11 protein-coding genes are annotated in these 16,158 nt (G+C 74.2%); 8 read left to right on the top strand and 3 right to left on the bottom strand.

Annotated elements, in window-relative coordinates; genetic code table 11:
* Positions 1-79: 79 nt before the first annotated feature.
* Together ACFU5G_RS22635 and ACFU5G_RS22630 are read right to left on the bottom strand one after the other, a co-directional pair.
* On the bottom strand, positions 80-1,618 hold the full coding sequence (locus ACFU5G_RS22635) for an amidohydrolase (RefSeq protein ID WP_377249847.1): 1,539 nt from the start codon (positions 1,616-1,618) through the stop codon (positions 80-82).
* A 98-nt stretch (positions 1,619-1,716) separates the two neighbouring features.
* Positions 1,717-2,361 (bottom strand): FMN-binding negative transcriptional regulator, encoded by a 645-nt coding sequence (locus ACFU5G_RS22630; RefSeq protein WP_377249844.1) that lies wholly within the window; start codon positions 2,359-2,361, stop codon positions 1,717-1,719.
* Positions 2,362-2,533: 172 nt separating this feature from the next.
* On the opposite strand from ACFU5G_RS22630, the gene ACFU5G_RS22625 reads away from it, so the two are divergent.
* From ACFU5G_RS22625 to ACFU5G_RS22595, 7 genes are all read left to right on the top strand, one after another.
* A complete protein-coding gene (locus ACFU5G_RS22625) occupies positions 2,534-4,141 on the top strand; it encodes an ABC transporter substrate-binding protein (protein ID WP_377249842.1) in 1,608 nt (535 codons plus the stop codon).
* Positions 4,138-5,529 carry a M14 family zinc carboxypeptidase gene (locus tag ACFU5G_RS22620; protein ID WP_377249839.1) on the top strand — a complete coding sequence of 464 codons (1,392 nt, stop codon included), beginning with the start codon at positions 4,138-4,140 and terminating at the stop codon, positions 5,527-5,529. Before ACFU5G_RS22625 ends, ACFU5G_RS22620 begins: the two co-directional genes overlap by 4 nt.
* Positions 5,526-6,452: an ABC transporter permease gene (locus tag ACFU5G_RS22615; protein ID WP_377249837.1), complete on the top strand. Its 927-nt coding sequence runs from the start codon at positions 5,526-5,528 to the stop codon at positions 6,450-6,452. Before ACFU5G_RS22620 ends, ACFU5G_RS22615 begins: the two co-directional genes overlap by 4 nt.
* Positions 6,445-7,377, top strand: coding sequence for an ABC transporter permease (locus tag ACFU5G_RS22610; protein ID WP_377249835.1), 933 nt, complete (start codon positions 6,445-6,447; stop codon positions 7,375-7,377). Before ACFU5G_RS22615 ends, ACFU5G_RS22610 begins: the two co-directional genes overlap by 8 nt.
* A gap of 22 nt (positions 7,378-7,399) precedes the next feature.
* Positions 7,400-7,972, top strand: coding sequence for a GbsR/MarR family transcriptional regulator (locus ACFU5G_RS22605; RefSeq protein WP_377249833.1), 573 nt, complete (start codon positions 7,400-7,402; stop codon positions 7,970-7,972).
* On the top strand, positions 7,969-9,702 hold the full coding sequence (locus ACFU5G_RS22600) for a dipeptide ABC transporter ATP-binding protein (protein WP_377249831.1): 1,734 nt from the start codon (positions 7,969-7,971) through the stop codon (positions 9,700-9,702). Before ACFU5G_RS22605 ends, ACFU5G_RS22600 begins: the two co-directional genes overlap by 4 nt.
* Positions 9,703-9,857: 155 nt before the next feature.
* On the top strand, positions 9,858-12,239 hold the full coding sequence (locus ACFU5G_RS22595; protein WP_377249829.1) for an acyltransferase family protein: 2,382 nt from the start codon (positions 9,858-9,860) through the stop codon (positions 12,237-12,239).
* Between the two features lie 3 nt (positions 12,240-12,242).
* Here ACFU5G_RS22595 and ACFU5G_RS22590 read toward each other — a convergent pair whose 3' ends face one another.
* The gene (locus ACFU5G_RS22590) at positions 12,243-14,336 is read right to left on the bottom strand and encodes an acyltransferase family protein (protein ID WP_377249827.1); all 2,094 of its coding nucleotides are present in this window, start codon (positions 14,334-14,336) and stop codon (positions 12,243-12,245) included.
* A gap of 194 nt (positions 14,337-14,530) precedes the next feature.
* Between ACFU5G_RS22590 and ACFU5G_RS22585 the strand changes: the two genes are divergently transcribed.
* Entirely contained in the window at positions 14,531-16,039 is a 1,509-nt protein-coding gene (locus ACFU5G_RS22585; protein ID WP_377249824.1) for a S8 family serine peptidase, read from the top strand.
* Positions 16,040-16,158 lie beyond the last annotated feature (119 nt).

The raw sequence follows: 16,158 nt of genomic DNA, 5'->3' as shown, positions 1-16,158 counted from the left end.
GCGCATGAGCGCTCATGCGCCGACGGACCCTACGTTCGATCAACCGGACGCGCGCCGCCGGGCGCGCCCAAGGCGCGGGTCAGAACGTCCGGTGGGTCCAGCGGCCCGCCAGCAGCGTGCCCGCTACCGGAATCGAGCGCAGGGCCTCCGCGCCTGCGTCAGCCCCGTCCGCGCCCTCGCCGCCCGCACCCGCACCCCCGCCCCCGGCACCAGCACCAGCACCGTCAGCCCCCAGCACCAGCGGGTCCGCGTCCAGGACCACCAGGTCGGCCGGCGCCCCCGCCGTCGGGACCAGCCCGCGCCCGTCCGTCGACGCCGCCAGGGCCGTGCGCAGGCCGATCCGCTGCTCCGGGTGCCAGGGCGCGCGCCCGTCGCGGGACCGGCTGATCGCCGCAGCGATCGCGAACCAGGGGTCGAGGGGCGCGACCGGTGCGTCCGAGCCCAGGGCGAGCACCGCGCCGGCGTCGTCCAGGGCGCCGAACGCGAAGGCGTGGTCCGTGCGACCGGCCCAGTGCCGGTCGGCGACGTCGCGGTCGTCCATCGCGTGCTCGGGCTGGACGGACGCCACCACGCCGAGCTGCGCGAACCGCGCGAGGTCGGCGGGGTCGAGGAGCTGCGCGTGCTCGACCGAGCCGCGCGCGCCGGTCGCGGCGAACGCGTCGAGCGCGAGCGTGTTGGCGTGGTCGCCGATCGCGTGGATCGCGCACCGCAGCCCGCCGGCGTGCGCGCGGGCCATGAGCGGGACCAGCTCGGCCGGGGGCACGGACAGGATCCCGTGCGCCTCGGGCCCGGTCAGGCCGGGGTACGGGTCGTGGCAGTAGGCGGTACGCGTGTTGAGCGAGCCGTCCGTGACCACCTTGAACGGCCCCTGCTCCAGCAGGCCGCCGGTGCCCGGCAGGACGGCGCCGCTGCGCAGCCCCTCCGCCAGCACGTCGTTCAGCCAGGGGGTCCAGACGCCCGCGCGCACCCGCAGCGCGGCGAAGCCCGCGGCGAACCGGCGGCGCCAGGCCGTGAGGTTGTCGGTGATCTCCAGGTCGACCACGCCCACCACGCCACGCGCCGCGGCGGCCGCGGCGGCGTCGGCCACCCAGGCGTCGGCCAGGTGGTCGGGAGCCCGGTCGACGACGGCGGCCAGCGGCAGCCACTCGGCCTCGCGCAGCACGCCCGTGGGGTGCTCCGCCACGCCCGCGAACCGCAGGCCGGCGGTGTTCAGCCAGGCGCAGTGCAGGTCGCCCGAGACGAGCACCACCGGCACCTCGCCCGCCACGGCGTCGAGCAGGTCCGCCGTCGGGACGTCCGGCCACAGGGCGTCCCGGAACCCGTAACCGACCAGCGCGGTCCCGGGCTCGGGCAGCCCCTCGGCGAGCCGGTCGCGCACGAGGGCGACCGCCTCGGCCGCCGAGCGCGCGCCCGACAGGTCGAGCCGGCGCCGCACCAGCGCCCACTGCGTGAGGTGCACGTGCGCGTCCCAGAGCCCGGGCATGAGGGTGCGCCCGCCGAGATCGACCCGCTCGGCGCCGTCCGCGCCAAGACGCCCGCCCCCGGCAACTGCGACAACCACCCCGTCCCGCACCAGCACATCGACGAGCCCGTCGACGGCCCCGTCGAACGTAGGCATCGTCGGCGCAACACCCCCCGATGCACCGACGGCCCCTACGTTCGACGCCGCCCCGCCCACCAGGCGGGCGTTCGTCAGGAGCAGGGGTGCGGCGCCGGTCATGCCTCGCCGTCCCGGCGGCGGTCGAGCTCGGCGCGCACCTCGGCCGCGAGCGCCGGCTGCGCGTAGTGCGGGTCCGACTCCAGCGCCGTCACGACGCGTTCCACCACCTCGCGCGGCTTGTCCTGGCTCAGCTTGGCCTTGCCCTGCCAGCGGACGACGCGCAGGCGAAACCCAGCGGCGCCCTTGGCGATGCGGTGCGCGTACTCCTCGACGCCCGGCAGCCGTACGGGCGAGGGCATGACCGACTCGTACCGGTCCACGGTGTCGGACAGCACGCCGTACGACTCCTCCGGCCCGAGCAGCTCGACGGTGCACCACAGGTGCACGGCGAGGTAGTCCCAGGTGGGCACGGCCGGCGTCATCTCGTACCAGCCGGGCGAGACGTAGCCGTGCGGGCCCTGCACGATGAGCAGCGACTGGCGCCCGCTGTCCAGCGCGTGCAGCACCTCGTCGGGCCGGCCGACGTGGGTGAGCAGGCTCATCGGCTCCCCCGGCGGCGTGTCCTCCAGCAGGACCGGCAGGTGGGAGGCGACCGGGGCGCCGTCGTCGGCCACCGAGACGAGGGTGGCCCAGCCGTGGGTGCGGACCAGGTCGCGCACGCGGGCCTCGTCCTGGATCTCGTAGTCGCTCGTGTGGATCACAGGGCCATCGAACCACCAGGGAGGGCCCCTCCGGGACCCGTCCCGTGTGACCGCCGCGTAAAACTTTCATTTCCTTCTGAAACTTCATTGACCTCGATCGGCGGGGTGCGCTCAACTGTTCGCCACCCGAGCAGGACCCGGTGCGCGAGAGCGCGCTACCCGTGGAGGAACCATGAACCCGAGACTCCGGCCTCTCCCCCTTGCGACCGCCCTCGCCCTGACCCTCGCCCTGTCCGCCTGCGGTTCGGCAGGCGCCGACGACGACGCCGCCGGCACCGGCGGCGGCTCGATCAGCGTGGCCGTCACCGACCCGATCCAGACGATCCCCGCCCGGCAGACCGTGGCCTACGACCTCAACATGGCCGTCTGGTCCCCGCTGACCTGGGTCGACGCCGACGGCGAGCTCACCTACGTGGCCGCCGAGTCGATCGAGTCGGACGACGCCACCACCTGGACCGTCACCCTGCGCGACGGCTGGACGTTCCACGACGGCACGCCCGTGACCGCGCAGTCGTACGTCGACTCCTGGAACGCCGTCGCCTACGGGCCCGACGCGTTCGAGAACTCCGGCCAGCTCGCCGGCATCGCCGGGTACGACGACCTGAACCCCGCCGAGGGCGACCCGGAGACCTCCGAGATGTCGGGCCTGGCCGTCACGGACGACCTGACGTTCACCGTGACGCTGGACGGCCCCGACGGCCAGTTCCCGATGCAGGTCAGCCAGGCGCAGACCGCCATGTACCCGATGCCGGCCTCCGCCCTCACGGACATGGACGCCTACAACACGCACCCCGTGGGCAACGGCCCGTTCCAGGTGGTCGGCGACTACGTGGAGAACGAGCCGATCGAGACCGAGGCCTACGCCGACTACCAGGGCACGGCCCCCACGGTCGACGCCATCACGTTCGTGCCGTACGCCGACGCCACCACCGCCTACACCGATGTCCAGGCGGGCAACATCGACGTCGCGAGCGTGCCCGCGGCCCGGCTGCCGCAGGCCGACGCCGACTTCGCGGACCGCCTGTACACGTTCGACGCGCCCGGCATCTCCTACCTCGGGCTCCCGCTGTGGGACGAGCGGTACCAGGACGTGCGCGTGCGGCAGGCCATCTCGATGGCCATCGACCGCTCGACCATCTCCGACGTCGTCTACGGCGGCCTGTACACCCCGGCCACGGCGTTCACGCCGGCCGTCGAGGCGGGCACGCCCGAGGGCATCTGCGCCGAGTTCTGCGAGTACGACCCGGCCGCCGCGAAGGCCCTGCTGGACGAGGCCGGCGGTTTCGACGGCACCATCGACATCTACTTCCCGGGCGGCATCGGCCTCGACGAGCTGTACAAGGCCATCGCCAACCAGCTGCGGCAGAACCTGGGCGTCGAGGCCGTCGCCACGCCGAGCGCCGACTGGGCCGAGTTCTCCGAGAAGCGCACGGCCGGGGACATCGACGGGCCGTTCTTCTCCCGCTGGGGCGCCCTGTACCCCAGCCAGCAGAACACGCTGCGCTCGTTCTACGTCGAGAACGGCGGCTGCCCCAACTGCATCCCGTACTACGAGGACGACGTCGCCGAGCTGATCGCCGACGCCGACGCCGAGGCCGACCCGACGGCGGCAGGCGAGGCGTACGCCGCGGTGCAGGAGCGGCTGCTGGAGGACTTCCCGGCGCCGCCGCTGTTCTTCGAGACCTACTCCTACGTCACCTCGGAGCGCGTGGCCGAGCTGCCGACGTCGGCGGTCGGCAACCCGACCTTCAGCGCCGTCGTCCTCACCGAGGGCGCATGAGCACCACCGCCACCGGGGCGCTCGACGCGGGCCTGCTCGACGACGTGCTCGACCGGGCCCGCGCCGTCCCCCCGATCAGCGACTTCCCCACCGTCGACGCGCTCCTTGACTGGTTCTCGGCCCTGGCCGACGACCACCCCGCGCTGGTGCGCCGCCGGCGCGTGGGTACGTCGCGGCTCGGGGAGCCCATCGAGATGTTCTCGGTGGGCGACGGCCCGCGGCCGCACCTGCTCTTCGCGGGCGTGCACCCCAACGAGCCCATCGGGTTCCGCACGCTCCAGCACCTGGCCGCCGAGCTGGTGACCGACGCCGAGCTGCGCGCCGCGACCGGCGCCACGTGGCACCTCGTGCCGTGCATCGACCCGGACGGCACCCGGCTGAACGAGTCCTGGTTCGGCGACCCGGCCGACCGCGCCGCCTACGCCCGGGGCTTCTACCGCCCGGCGCCGGCGGAGCAGGTGGAGTGGACGTTCCCGTTCGCCTACAAGGGCGCGTACTTCGACGACGTGATCCCGGAGACGCAGGCGCTCATGCGCCTGATCGACGAGCTGCGGCCCGAGCTGATGGTCAGCCTGCACAACGCCGAGCTGGGCGGCGTGTACTACTACCTCAGCGAGGACCTGCCGGACGCCGTCGGGCCGCTGCACGCGGTGCCCGCCGCGCTCGGGCTGCCGCTCGACACCGGCGAGCCGGAGTCCCCCGCCCTGGAGCGGCTGGCCCCCGCGATCTACCGGGCCGGCTCGACCCGGGACGAGTACGACTACCTGGAGTCCCTCGGGTTCGACGCCCCCACCATGGTGGGCGGCGAGGGATCGGCGGCCTACGCGCGGCGGCACGGGACGGTCTCCCTGATCGCCGAGCTGCCGTACTGGTCGCACCCGTCGGCGGACGACACGAGCGAGTCCGACGCCGACTACGCCGACGTGGTGCGCACCAAGGCCGAGGCCCTGGTCGAGCTCGGCGGCACGCTGACGGCGCTGCTGGAGGAGGCACGCGGGGACCTCACGCTGCGCAGCCCGTTCCTGCGGGCGAGCGAGTCCTTCGTACCGATGATGACGTCGGCCGGCACCAGCGAGCTCGTGCGCGCCGGGCGGCTGGCGTCCCGGGCCGCGACGGGCGCCGAGGTGTTCAGCAACGAGGAGGTGGTCCGGATGTTCCGGCTGCGGTTCGGCGGCATGCTGGTCCGCGCCCTGGAGGCCGAGGCCACCGCCGGGCTGGCCACGGCGCGGCTGCGCCGGGTGCACGCCCGCGCCCGGGACCTGTACGACGGCTGGCTGGCCGACGCCCAGGCCGTGACCGGCCTGGAGGTGCTGCCGGTCGAGCGGCTCGTCGGGGTGCAGTACGGTGCCACGCTGGCGATGTCGCACGTGCTGGCGGCGCGCGGATGACCCGGCGCGTCACCCGGCGCCTGGTCGACCTGCTCGTGGTCTTCCTCGGCGTCACGCTGATCATCTACCTCATGGTGTTCGCGCTGCCCGGGGACCCGATCGCCGCGCTCGGCGGCGACCGGCCCCTGGCGCCCAACGTGGTGGCCGAGCTGCGCGAGCGCTACCACCTGGACGAGCCCGTGCTGCAGCAGTACCTGCGCTACCTCGGCGGGCTGCTCCAGGGCGACCTGGGCACCACGTTCCAGGGGCAGTCCGTGGCCGACCGGATGGCCCTGCGCTGGCCCGTGACCATCACCCTGGCGCTGACGGCCTGGGGCATCGAGGTGCTGCTCGGGGTGCTGCTCGGCCTGGTCGCCGGGCTGCGCGCCGGCGCCGTCAGCGACCGCCTGGTCCTGGCCGGCACCGTGGTGGCGACGTCGATCCCGGTGTTCGTGCTCGCCGTCTCCGCCCAGCTCTGGCTGGGCGTGGAGCTCGCCTGGTTCCCCGTCGCGGGCACGAGCGCGGGCTGGCCGACGGCGTACCTGCTGCCCGCCGCGGTCATCGCCGTGTTCGGGCTCGCCTCCGTGGCCCGCCTGATGCGCGGTTCCGTGGTGGACACGCTGCGCACCGACTTCGTGCGGACGCTGCGGGCCAAGGGCCTGCGCGAGCGCCAGGTGGTGGGGGTGCACGTGCTGCGCAGCTCCGCGATCCCGGTGCTCACGTTCCTCGCCATCGACCTCGGGTACCTGCTCGGCGGCACCGTGGTGGTCGAGGGCGTGTTCAACCTGCCCGGCGTCGGGCAGCTCCTGTTCCAGGCGATCCGAGCCCACGAGGGGCCCACCATCGTGGGCGTGTCCACGGCGCTCATCCTCGTGTTCCTGGTGACCAACCTGCTGGTCGACCTGCTCGCCTCCGTCCTCGACCCGAGGATCCGCCATGAGTGAACCCCTGCCCGCCGCCCCCGCCGCGACGGGACCCGCCGCCCCAGGGAGCCCGGCCCCCGCCACCGCACCGGCCGTCGCCCGGCGCGGCGTCTGGCGCACCCTGCGCCGTCGTGCGCTGTTCTGGGTGTCCGCGGCCGTGCTGGCCGTGCTCGGCCTGGTCGCGCTCGTCCCGTCGGCGTTCGCCGGCTGGTTCGGCCACCCCGACCCGCGGGCCTGCGACCTGGCCTCCAGCGCCCTGCCGCCCGGCGGCGGGCACGTGCTGGGCACCGACGTGCAGGGCTGCGACGTGTGGGCCAACGTCGTGTTCGGCACCCGCGCGTCGCTGACCGTGGGGCTGCTGTGCACCGCCGTCGCGCTGGCCGTCGCGCTCGTGGTCGGCACGCTCGCCGGGTACTACGGCGGCTGGCTCGACCGGGTCGTGGCCCGGCTGACCGACGTGTTCCTCGGCTTCCCGTTCCTGCTCGGCGCCGTGGTGGTGCTGACGTCGGTGGGCTCGCGGTCCGCCGTGTCCGTGGCCCTGGTGCTGGCGCTGTTCTCGTGGCCCACCATGGCGCGGCTGGTGCGCGGCTCGGTGCGCACGGTGCGCGACGCGCCCTACGTGGAGGCGGCCCGCGCCATGGGCCTGCCCGACCGGCGGATCATCGCGCGCTACGTGCTGCCCAACGCGCTCGGCCCCGTGCTGGCCGTGGCGACCATCATGGTGGGCAGCGTGATCGTGGCCGAGTCCACCCTGACGTTCCTCGGGCTGGGGCTCAACGCGCCGTCGATCTCGTGGGGGCTGCAGCTGTCCAGCGCGCAGTCCTACTTCCAGACGTCGCCGCACATGCTCGTGGCACCCGCGACGGTCCTGACCATTACGGTGCTCGCCATGATCACCCTGGGTGACGTGCTGCGCGACGTGCTCGACCCGAGGGGTCGCTCGTGAACCCGGATCCTAGGGTGGGCCCATGAGCAGCCACACCCCCGCTGACCAGCCCACGGACTCGTCCACGGACCAGTCCACCGCCCAGCCCGCCGACGGCGTCGACGAACCCGTGCTCGACGCCGCCGCGGAGCACTTCGTGGAGCAGTTCGCCCTGACCTGGGGGGCGTCGCACAGCCCGCGCATGGAGGGCCGGATCGTCGGCCTGCTCATGATCGTGGACCGGCCGTACCTGTCGTCGCAGCAGATCGCGAAGCTGCTCAAGGCCAGCGCCGGCGCCGTCTCCACGAGCACCCGGCGCCTGGTCGAGACCGGGTTCGTCAAGCGGCACGCGGTGCTCGGCGACCGCCAGCACTACTTCCGCGTCGAGGACGACATCTGGGGCAGCTTCCTCGCGAGCGAACGGGCCTACCTGGGCCACCTGCGCAACGTGATCGACGACGGGCTCGCCATCGCGGGCGAGGCCGACGGCCCGCACAAGCGACTCGTCAACGCGCGCAACTACATGGAATGGCTTGCCGGGTACCACCGCAAGATGCTCGCCGACTGGGAGGCGTACCGCGACGCCCAGCCGGCGGACGGAACAGGAGAACCGTGACCGACGCCGCCCCCGACTCCGCGCTCGCCACCGCCACCGCCTCCGGTCCGGACCCCGCGCCCGGCCCGGCGCCGGTCCTGGAGGTCCGCGACCTGACCGTCACCTTCCGGGTCGACGACGGCCACGCCCCCGACGTGCACGCGGTGCGCGGGGTGTCGTTCGACGTGCTGCCGGGCGAGGTGCTCGCCGTCGTCGGCGAGTCCGGCTCGGGCAAGAGCGTCACGTCGCTCGCCCTGCTCGGGCTGCTCGGCCGGCACGCCACGGTGGGCGGCAGCGCCCGCCTCGGCGGCGCGGGCCGCGAGCCCGTGGAGCTGATCGGCCTGGAGCGCCGCGCGCTGCAGGACGTGCGCGGGCGGCGCGTCGCGATGGTCTTCCAGGACTCCGCGGGCGCGCTGGACCCGGTGTTCACCGTCGGCTTCCAGCTCGACGAGATGCTCAGGCGGCACGCACCGGACCTGACGCGCGCGCAGCGCCGGGAGCGGGCCGTGGAGCTGCTGCGCATGGTCGAGCTGCCCGACCCGGCCGAGCGCCTGAAGTTCTACCCGCACCAGTTCTCCGGCGGCCAGGCGCAGCGCGTGATGATCGCGATGGCGCTGGCCTGCGACCCCGAGGTGCTGCTCGCGGACGAGCCGACCACCGCGCTCGACGTCACCGTGCAGCGCGAGGTGCTGGACGTGCTGCGGCGGCTGCGGGAGCGGGTGTCCACCTCGATCGTGCTGATCACGCACGACATGGGCGTGGTCGCCGACCTCGCGGACCGCGTGGTCGTGATGCGCGGCGGCGAGGTGGTCGAGACGGCGCCCGTGCGGCAGCTCTTCGCGGCGCCGCGCGCGGCCTACACGCGGGAGCTGCTGGCGGCCGTGCCCCGGATCGGCACGCCCGACCGGGCCAGCGGCGCGGCCGGCGCCGAGCGGCCGGCGCTGGCGTTCGAGGACCTGGTGGTGGAGTACCGCGACCGGCGGGGCCGCGCGGTGCGCGCCGTCGACGGCGTGACGCTGGCCGTGCGGCCCGGCGAGATCGTGGCGCTGGTGGGCGAGTCCGGCTCCGGCAAGTCGTCCATGGGGCGCTGCGCGCTGGGGCTGGCGCCCGTCACCTCCGGGTCGGTCGAGGTGGTCGGCACCCGCCCCGGTCACGATGCCCCGAAGGCGGTCCGGGCGGCCCGGGCCCGGATCGGGGTCGTGTTCCAGAACCCCGCGGCGTCGCTCAACCCGCGCTACTCGGTCGGCGAGTCCGTGGCCGAGCCGCTGCGGGTGCACGCGGGCCTGCGCGGCCCCGAGCTCGAACGGCGCACCGCCGAGCTGCTGGAGAGCGTGGAGCTCCCGGCGTCGTGGGTGTCCCGGTACCCGCACGAGCTCTCGGGCGGCCAGCTCCAGCGCGTCTCGATCGCCCGGGCCATCTCGCTGGGCCCGGACCTGCTCATCGCCGACGAGCCGACGTCGGCCCTGGACGTGTCCGTGCAGGCCACCGTGCTGGAGCTGTTCCGCCAGGTGCAGCAGTCCCTCGGCTTCGCGTGCCTGTTCATCAGCCACGACCTCGCGGTGGTGGACGAGCTCGCGGACCGCGTCGCCGTCCTGCACCAGGGCCGGCTGGTGGAGTCGGGCCCGCGGGCCCGGGTGCTCGGCAGCCCGGAGCAGGAGTACACGCGGCGCCTCCTGGCGGCGGCCCCGGTCCCGGACCCGGAAACCCAGGCGGCCCGCCGGGCAACGGCGGGCTCAGCCACGGTGGGCTGAGCAGACTGACGGAGATTCAGCAGGCGTTCCCCGACCGCGTGCACCCCGCTGACGGTAGGGGAACGCCTGCTGAACCGGGGCCAGTACCGTCAGGCGACATCGGGTCGTGATCTGCGGTCCATCCGGGCTTAAGGCGTGGGCCCTACCTTGCCGACGTGTCTCACCTTCACCCCCCGGGCCCTGCCGCTCCGACCGTGCGGGTCGGCGCGGTCGACGGCCTCCGCGGGCTCGCCCTGCTCCTCGTGGTCGCGTTCCACCTCTTCGGCCAGGGCCGGGTCTCGGGCGGCGTGGACGTGTTCCTGGTGCTGTCCGGGTACTTCGCGACCGGGGCGCTGCTGCGCCGGGCCGAGGGCGGCACGCTCCGGCTCGCGGCGCACTACGCCCGCACCCTCGCGCGGCTGCTGCCCGCGGCGCTCGTGGTGCTCGCCGCGGTCACGGTCGCCCTGCTCGCGCTCGCGCCCCGGCTGCGCTGGTCGGCGGGGCTGCGCGAGGTCGGGGCGTCGGCGACGTCCTGGCAGAACTGGGAGCTGGTGAGCTCCTCGCTGGCCTACGGCGCCGCCGGGCCCGACGCCAGCCCGCTGCAGCACTTCTGGTCGCTCTCGGTGCAGGGGCAGTTCTTCGCCGTCTGGCCGCTGGTGGTGCTCGGCCTGGTCGCCGTCGCCCGACGCCGCGCGCGGGCCGGGCGCACCCGCCTGACCCCGCGCGGCCTGGTGACCACGGTGACGGCCGCGGCCACAGCGGCGTCGTTCGCGTACGCGCTGTGGCTCGTCGAGGTGGACCAGCCGGTCGCGTACTTCAGCACGTTCACGCGGTTCTGGGAGATCGGCGTGGGCGCGCTGCTCGCGCTCACCCTGCCGCGGGCGGTCGGAGCGGCGACGCGGCGGGCCTCCTCCCGGCCGGGCTCCTTCGCCACGGGCCCGGCCCGGACGTGGGCCGGGTGGGCGGGGCTCGCCCTGGTCGTCGGGTCGGGTTTCGTGGTCGACGGCGCCGACGTGTTCCCCGGCGCCTGGGCCCTCGTCCCCGTGGGCGGGGCAGCGCTGGTCCTGGCGGCGACCGTCCCCGGGCCGGTCGGCTCGGTCCCCGGGCCGACGACGGCGGCCGCCCCGGGCCCGGCGTCGGCCGGGGAGCCCGCGCGACCCCGGGGCGTCGAGCTCCTGCTGGACAGCGCCCCGCTGCGCCTGGGCGCCCGCGTCTCCTACGCGCTGTACCTCTGGCACTGGCCCGTGCTGGTGTTCTGGCTGCTGACCACGGGCTACCGGCACGCCGGCCCGCTCGCCGCCGGCGCGATCCTGGCCGTCTCGGCAGCCCTCGCCTGGCTCACCACGCGCTACGTGGCCGAGCCGCTGCTCGCGCACGTCACGCGCCGGCTGGCCGCACGCCGGGCCGCGCGCTCCGGCCCGGCCCCGGCCGACCGCACGAGCGACCTGACCGGCCGGGCCGGCGCCCTGCCGTCGGGCCGGCGCACCCTCGCGGTGCTGGCGGGCGCCGCAGTGCTGGTGCTCGGCGGCGCCCAGGCCGCGGCCACAGCGCACGACGAGACGGTGCGGCAGAACGTCACCGACCTGCTCGCACCGTCGCCCGACCACCCGGGCGCCGCGGCGCTCGTCCCGGACCGGTCCGCCGCCCAGGCGCCGGACGTCCGGGCGCCGGACACCCCGGCCCCGGACGACCCGGACGCCCCAGCCGGCGGGGACCGAGCCGCCCAGCACCCGGCCCCACCAGACCCCGCGGTCCCGCCGGTCCCGTTCCGGCCAGCCACCTGGGTCGCCTACGACGACCACCCCGACCGCCCCGACTGCGCGCAGGGCGGCGACCGGTCCGAGCTGCTGGAGTGCGTGGTGGTGGACCAGGCCGACCCGGCCGCCGTCGTCTACCTCGCCGGGGCGTCGCACGAGCAGCAGTACGAGGAGGCGTTCGCCGCGCTCGCCCGGGAGCACGGCTGGGAGCTGCGGGAGATGCTCAAGCACGGCTGCCGCCTGGCCATCCCGGACGACGGCGAGCAGACGGCCGGGCCGGTGCCGCCGCCGTCGTGCGTCGCGTGGAACGAGCGGGCGCTGGCCGCTCTGGTGGCGGCCCGCCCGGACGTCGTCGTCGTGGTGGGGAGCCGCACCTACGAGGACGGCGCCCCCGAGGAGGTGCTGCCCGGTCAGGTCGGGGCGTGGCGCGCCCTGGCGGACGCCGGGATCCGCGTGGTGACCGTCCGCGACAACCCGCGGTTCGAGTGGTTCGTGCCCGAGTGCCTCGACCGCGCCGACGTCCCGGAGGACTGCGCGCGGCCCCGGGCCGAGCAGCTCGCCGCAGTCTCGCCCGTGCCGACGGCGCCCGGCGTGCCCGCCACCGCGGTCCACCTGGACCTCAGCGACGCCGTCTGCGGGCCCGAGGTGTGCGAGCCGGTGGTCGGGAACGTGCTGGTCTACCGCGACGACGACCACCTGACCAGCACGTACGTGCGTACTCTCGCGCCCGTCGTGGGACGACAGCTCCGGTCCGGCGCACCCTGGCTCTTCGAGAGCGGGCGGGGCGCCGGACCGGGGTGACCGTCACAGGGCCTGGGGCAGCACCTTGCGCAGCCGGTCGGTGAGCTGGTTCACGTAGGTGGCGCTCACGTGGTCGGCGTCGCGGTAGACCAGCACGTTCCCGATCACCGCGTGGCAGGTCTTCTCGTCGCAGAAGTAGTCGGTGAAGTCTCCGACCCTGACCCGCGGCGCGGCCTCCAGCGCCGCCGGGACGACGTCCCGGCCGGCCAGGGCGCGGTCCCGCGACAGGTCGCACTCCGACGGGTCGGAGTAGTTCTTGTTGACGCACGCGACGGCGTCGCCGCGCGCGCCCGGCGTGTCGCGCAGCACGACGACCTGCGAGCCCTGGTCGCCGAGCTCGTTCCAGACCTCGGCGAGGCCCGCCGCGCCCGCGAACTCCTCCGAGCCGCGCGCCACGAACCTGTTCGACTCGTGGTAGGTGGTGACCACCAGGTCGGGCGCGCTCTCGCGCAGCTCGACGCGCGTCTGCGCGTTGGCCTCGTTGCAGGCATCGACGTAGGACTCGTCGCCGGTCTGGCTGTCGGCGGAGTACGGGCACGCGGAGTGCAGGTAGGTGACCACGCGCCAGCCACGCTCCTCGGCGACCGTGATGATCGGCTCGGTGAGCACCGCGGCGTGGGAGTCGCCCACCACGGCGACGGTCGCCGTCGGGTTGTCGGTCACGCCGAACTCGCACCTGGTCGTCTCGGTGGCCGACTGCCCCGACTGGCACTCCCTGACCTCGGGGTCCAGGTCGTCGGCGGCCTTGATCGGGTTCGGCGCGATCCCGGTGAGCCCGTCGACGAACGGCGCGAAGTCCTGCTCGATCCCCTTCGGGACCGTCACGGCCGCGTCGACCGCCTGGGCGTTGGCGTCCCACCGTTCGACGATGCCCTGCAGCTTCCACGGCATCGTCAGGGTGAGCGCGGCCACCAGCAGCATCGCGACGAGGGAGGCCACGAGCAGGCGTCCGTCGGCCCGGAACCAGCGGATCGACCGGACCGGCTGCTCCACGAGGACGTAGCTGGCGATCGCCATGGCGAACGAGGCCAGGAGGATCACCATGACGTCGGTGAACTTGGGGCTACGTCCGGTGTAGACGCCGAAGAACACGATCACCGGGAAGTGCCACAGGTACAGCGAGTACGAGATGTCGCCGATGCGCTGCACGCCCCACGACTCGGTGACCGTGCGCAGCGAGCCCGGGCCCGAGGTGCGGCCCGCCAGGATCACGGCGCACGCGCCCAGCACGGGCGCGAGGGCGGCGAAGCCGGGGAACGGGGTGCCGTCGTTGAGCACGCAGGCCGCCGCGACGATGGTCGCGGCGCCGAACACGGCCATCGTGTTGCGCAGCGGGCCGAGGCGCTGCGTGTCCTTGATGAGCAGCGCCAGGATGCCGCCGGCGGCGAGCTCCCAGACGCGGGTCAGCGTCGAGTAGTAGGCCACCGGGTCGCCGGCGAGCGACTGCCAGACGCCCCAGACGAAGGAGGCGGCGAGCACCGCGCCGAAGACGACGAGCAGGATGCGGCGCAGCGTCTCGGGGTTCTTCACCATCCGGCCGCCGCGCGCACCGCCCCAGATCCCGACCGCCAGCAGCACGAGCAGCGGCCAGACCAGGTAGAACTGCTCCTCCACGCCCAGCGACCAGAAGTGCTGGAAGGCGGTGGGGTCGTTGCTGGCCGCCTGGTAGTCGACGGCGTCGGCCGCGAGCGCCCAGTTCTCGACGTAGAGCACGGAGGCGAGCGCCTGCCGCCACCAGATCGCCACGAGGTTGGGCGGCAGCACGACGAGCGAGATCAGGATCGTGGCCACGGTGGCGACCAGGGAGGCCGGCAGGATGCGCCGGGCGCGGGCGGCCCAGAACTTCTTGAGGCTCACCGAGCCCGTGGTCGAGACCTCGCGCCACAGGTGGCCCGTGATGAGGAACCCGGAGATCACGAAGAAGACGTCTACGCCGATGTAGCCGCCCGGGAGAACCTCGGGGTCGATGTGGTAGATCACCACGAGCAGCACTGCGAGAGCTCGCAGTGCCTGGACCTCGGGACGGAACTTGCGGGGGCGGACGGGAGCCTCAGCGGCCCGGTCGTCCGGCGTGGCGGCAGCAGGTGCCGTCGTCATAGCCGTCATGGAGTGTCAGGCTCTATCGTCTCGGGGCCAAGGACGGTCGCCACTGTGCCACAAAACAACTGGGTGAGAAAGTTCGCGTTTCGTGCCTGTTTCTCTTGTGCGGATCCGATGGCGATCCTGGTCAGGACGCGTAGGTTGCCCGAGGGGTCCCGCTCGGGGACCCCTCGATCACAGGAGCGTGAACCATGCGGAACTCCCACTCCCGTAGAGCAATCGCCGTCGCCGCGGCGGCGACGCTCACCCTCACCGCGCTCGGCGGCGTCGCCGCGTCGGCGGCCGACGAGCCGGAGTCGACGCCGGTCCCGATCGTCACGCCGGACGGTGCCTTGTTCTCCTACGTCGTGAACACGGAGCGGGCCGGTGCGGCCCAGGCGGCGCTGGCCACCAAGGCCGTCAAGCGGGCCGACGGCGTCGTCGTGCAGAGCTGGCCGCAGATCGGCGTCGTCGTGGTGCACTCGGCCAACGGCTCGTTCCGCCAGGACGTGGTGCGCGCGGACCGCCTCGGCGTCATCGAGTCGGTGGGCGCCACCCGCACCGTGTCCCCCACCGAGGGCACGCCGGGCGCGGACGCCCCGGCGGGCGCGAAGGAGAGCCGGTCGGTGGTGGGCAAGGGGCAGAAGGACTCCGTGGGCGGCACGGTCGACGGGCCGTCCCGCTCCGCGGCGGACGACCCCGACCCGGGCGAGGTGACGCAGTGGGACATGGAGATGATCAAGGCCGACCAGGCCATCGAGATCAACCCCGGGTCGTCGCGCGTCACGGTGGGCGTGCTGGACTCCGGCATCGACGCCGCGCACCCCGACCTGGCCTCCCAGGTCGACGCCGACCAGTCCGTGAACTGCACCGACGGCGGCCGGCCCGACCTGTCGGCAACCGGCTGGCTGCCCACGACGTCGGACCACGGCACGCACGTGGCCGGCACCATCGCCGCGGCGCAGAACGGCACCGGCATCGTGGGCGTCGCCCCGGGGGTCAAGCTGGCCTCGGTCAAGGTCGTCAACGACGACGGCTACATCTACCCGGAGTACGCGGTCTGCGGCTTCGTGTGGGCCGGCCTGGAGCGCATGGACGTCACGAACAACTCGTACTACGTGGACCCGTTCATGTACTGGTGCTCGGACCAGCCCGACCAGGCGGCCGCCAAGGAGGCCGTGCGCCGCGCGGTGGAGTTCTCGACCGACCGCGGCGTGGTGCACGCCGCCGCCGCGGGCAACGCGTCGACCGACCTGGCGAACAACACCACGGACAACTCCAGCCCGAACGACTCGGCGGCGGTGCAGCGGACCATCAACTCCGGCTGCGAGGACATCCCGACCGAGTTCGACGGCGTCGTCTCCGTCTCGTCGCTGACCCAGGCGGGCAACCTGAGCTCGTTCTCGAACCGCGGCCTCGGCAAGATCGACGTCTCGGCCCCGGGCAGCTCGATCCTGTCGACCGAGCTCGACGGCACGTGGGGTCTGAAGAGCGGCACGTCGATGGCGTCGCCGCACGTCGCGGGCGTGCTGGCGCTCCTGAAGTCGGCGCACCCGCGCTGGACGCCGGCCAAGCTGGAGGCCGCCGTGCGCGCCCAGGCCGACGACCACGAGTGCACCACCACGACGGCCGGGCCGGCCTGCGTGGGCACGTCGGCGGAGAACAGCTTCTACGGTGACGGCATCGCCGACGCCCTGGACGCGGTGACCGCCCGCAAGTAGGGATCCGGTTCACCGGTGGTCGAGCTGGTCGAGACCTGCACAGGTCTCGACAAGCGCGACCCCCCGGGGGGCAGTAATGCCCGCCGGCGGTGCCGATCATACCGGCCGCGCCCGGCGTG

It is taken from the genome of Promicromonospora sp. NPDC057488 (genome assembly GCF_042802395.1).
In the GTDB taxonomy this organism is placed as follows: Bacteria; Actinomycetota; Actinomycetes; order Actinomycetales; family Cellulomonadaceae; genus Promicromonospora.
The sequence above is the reverse complement of the archived record's forward strand: the minus strand, read 5'-3'. Positions and strand labels throughout refer to the sequence as shown.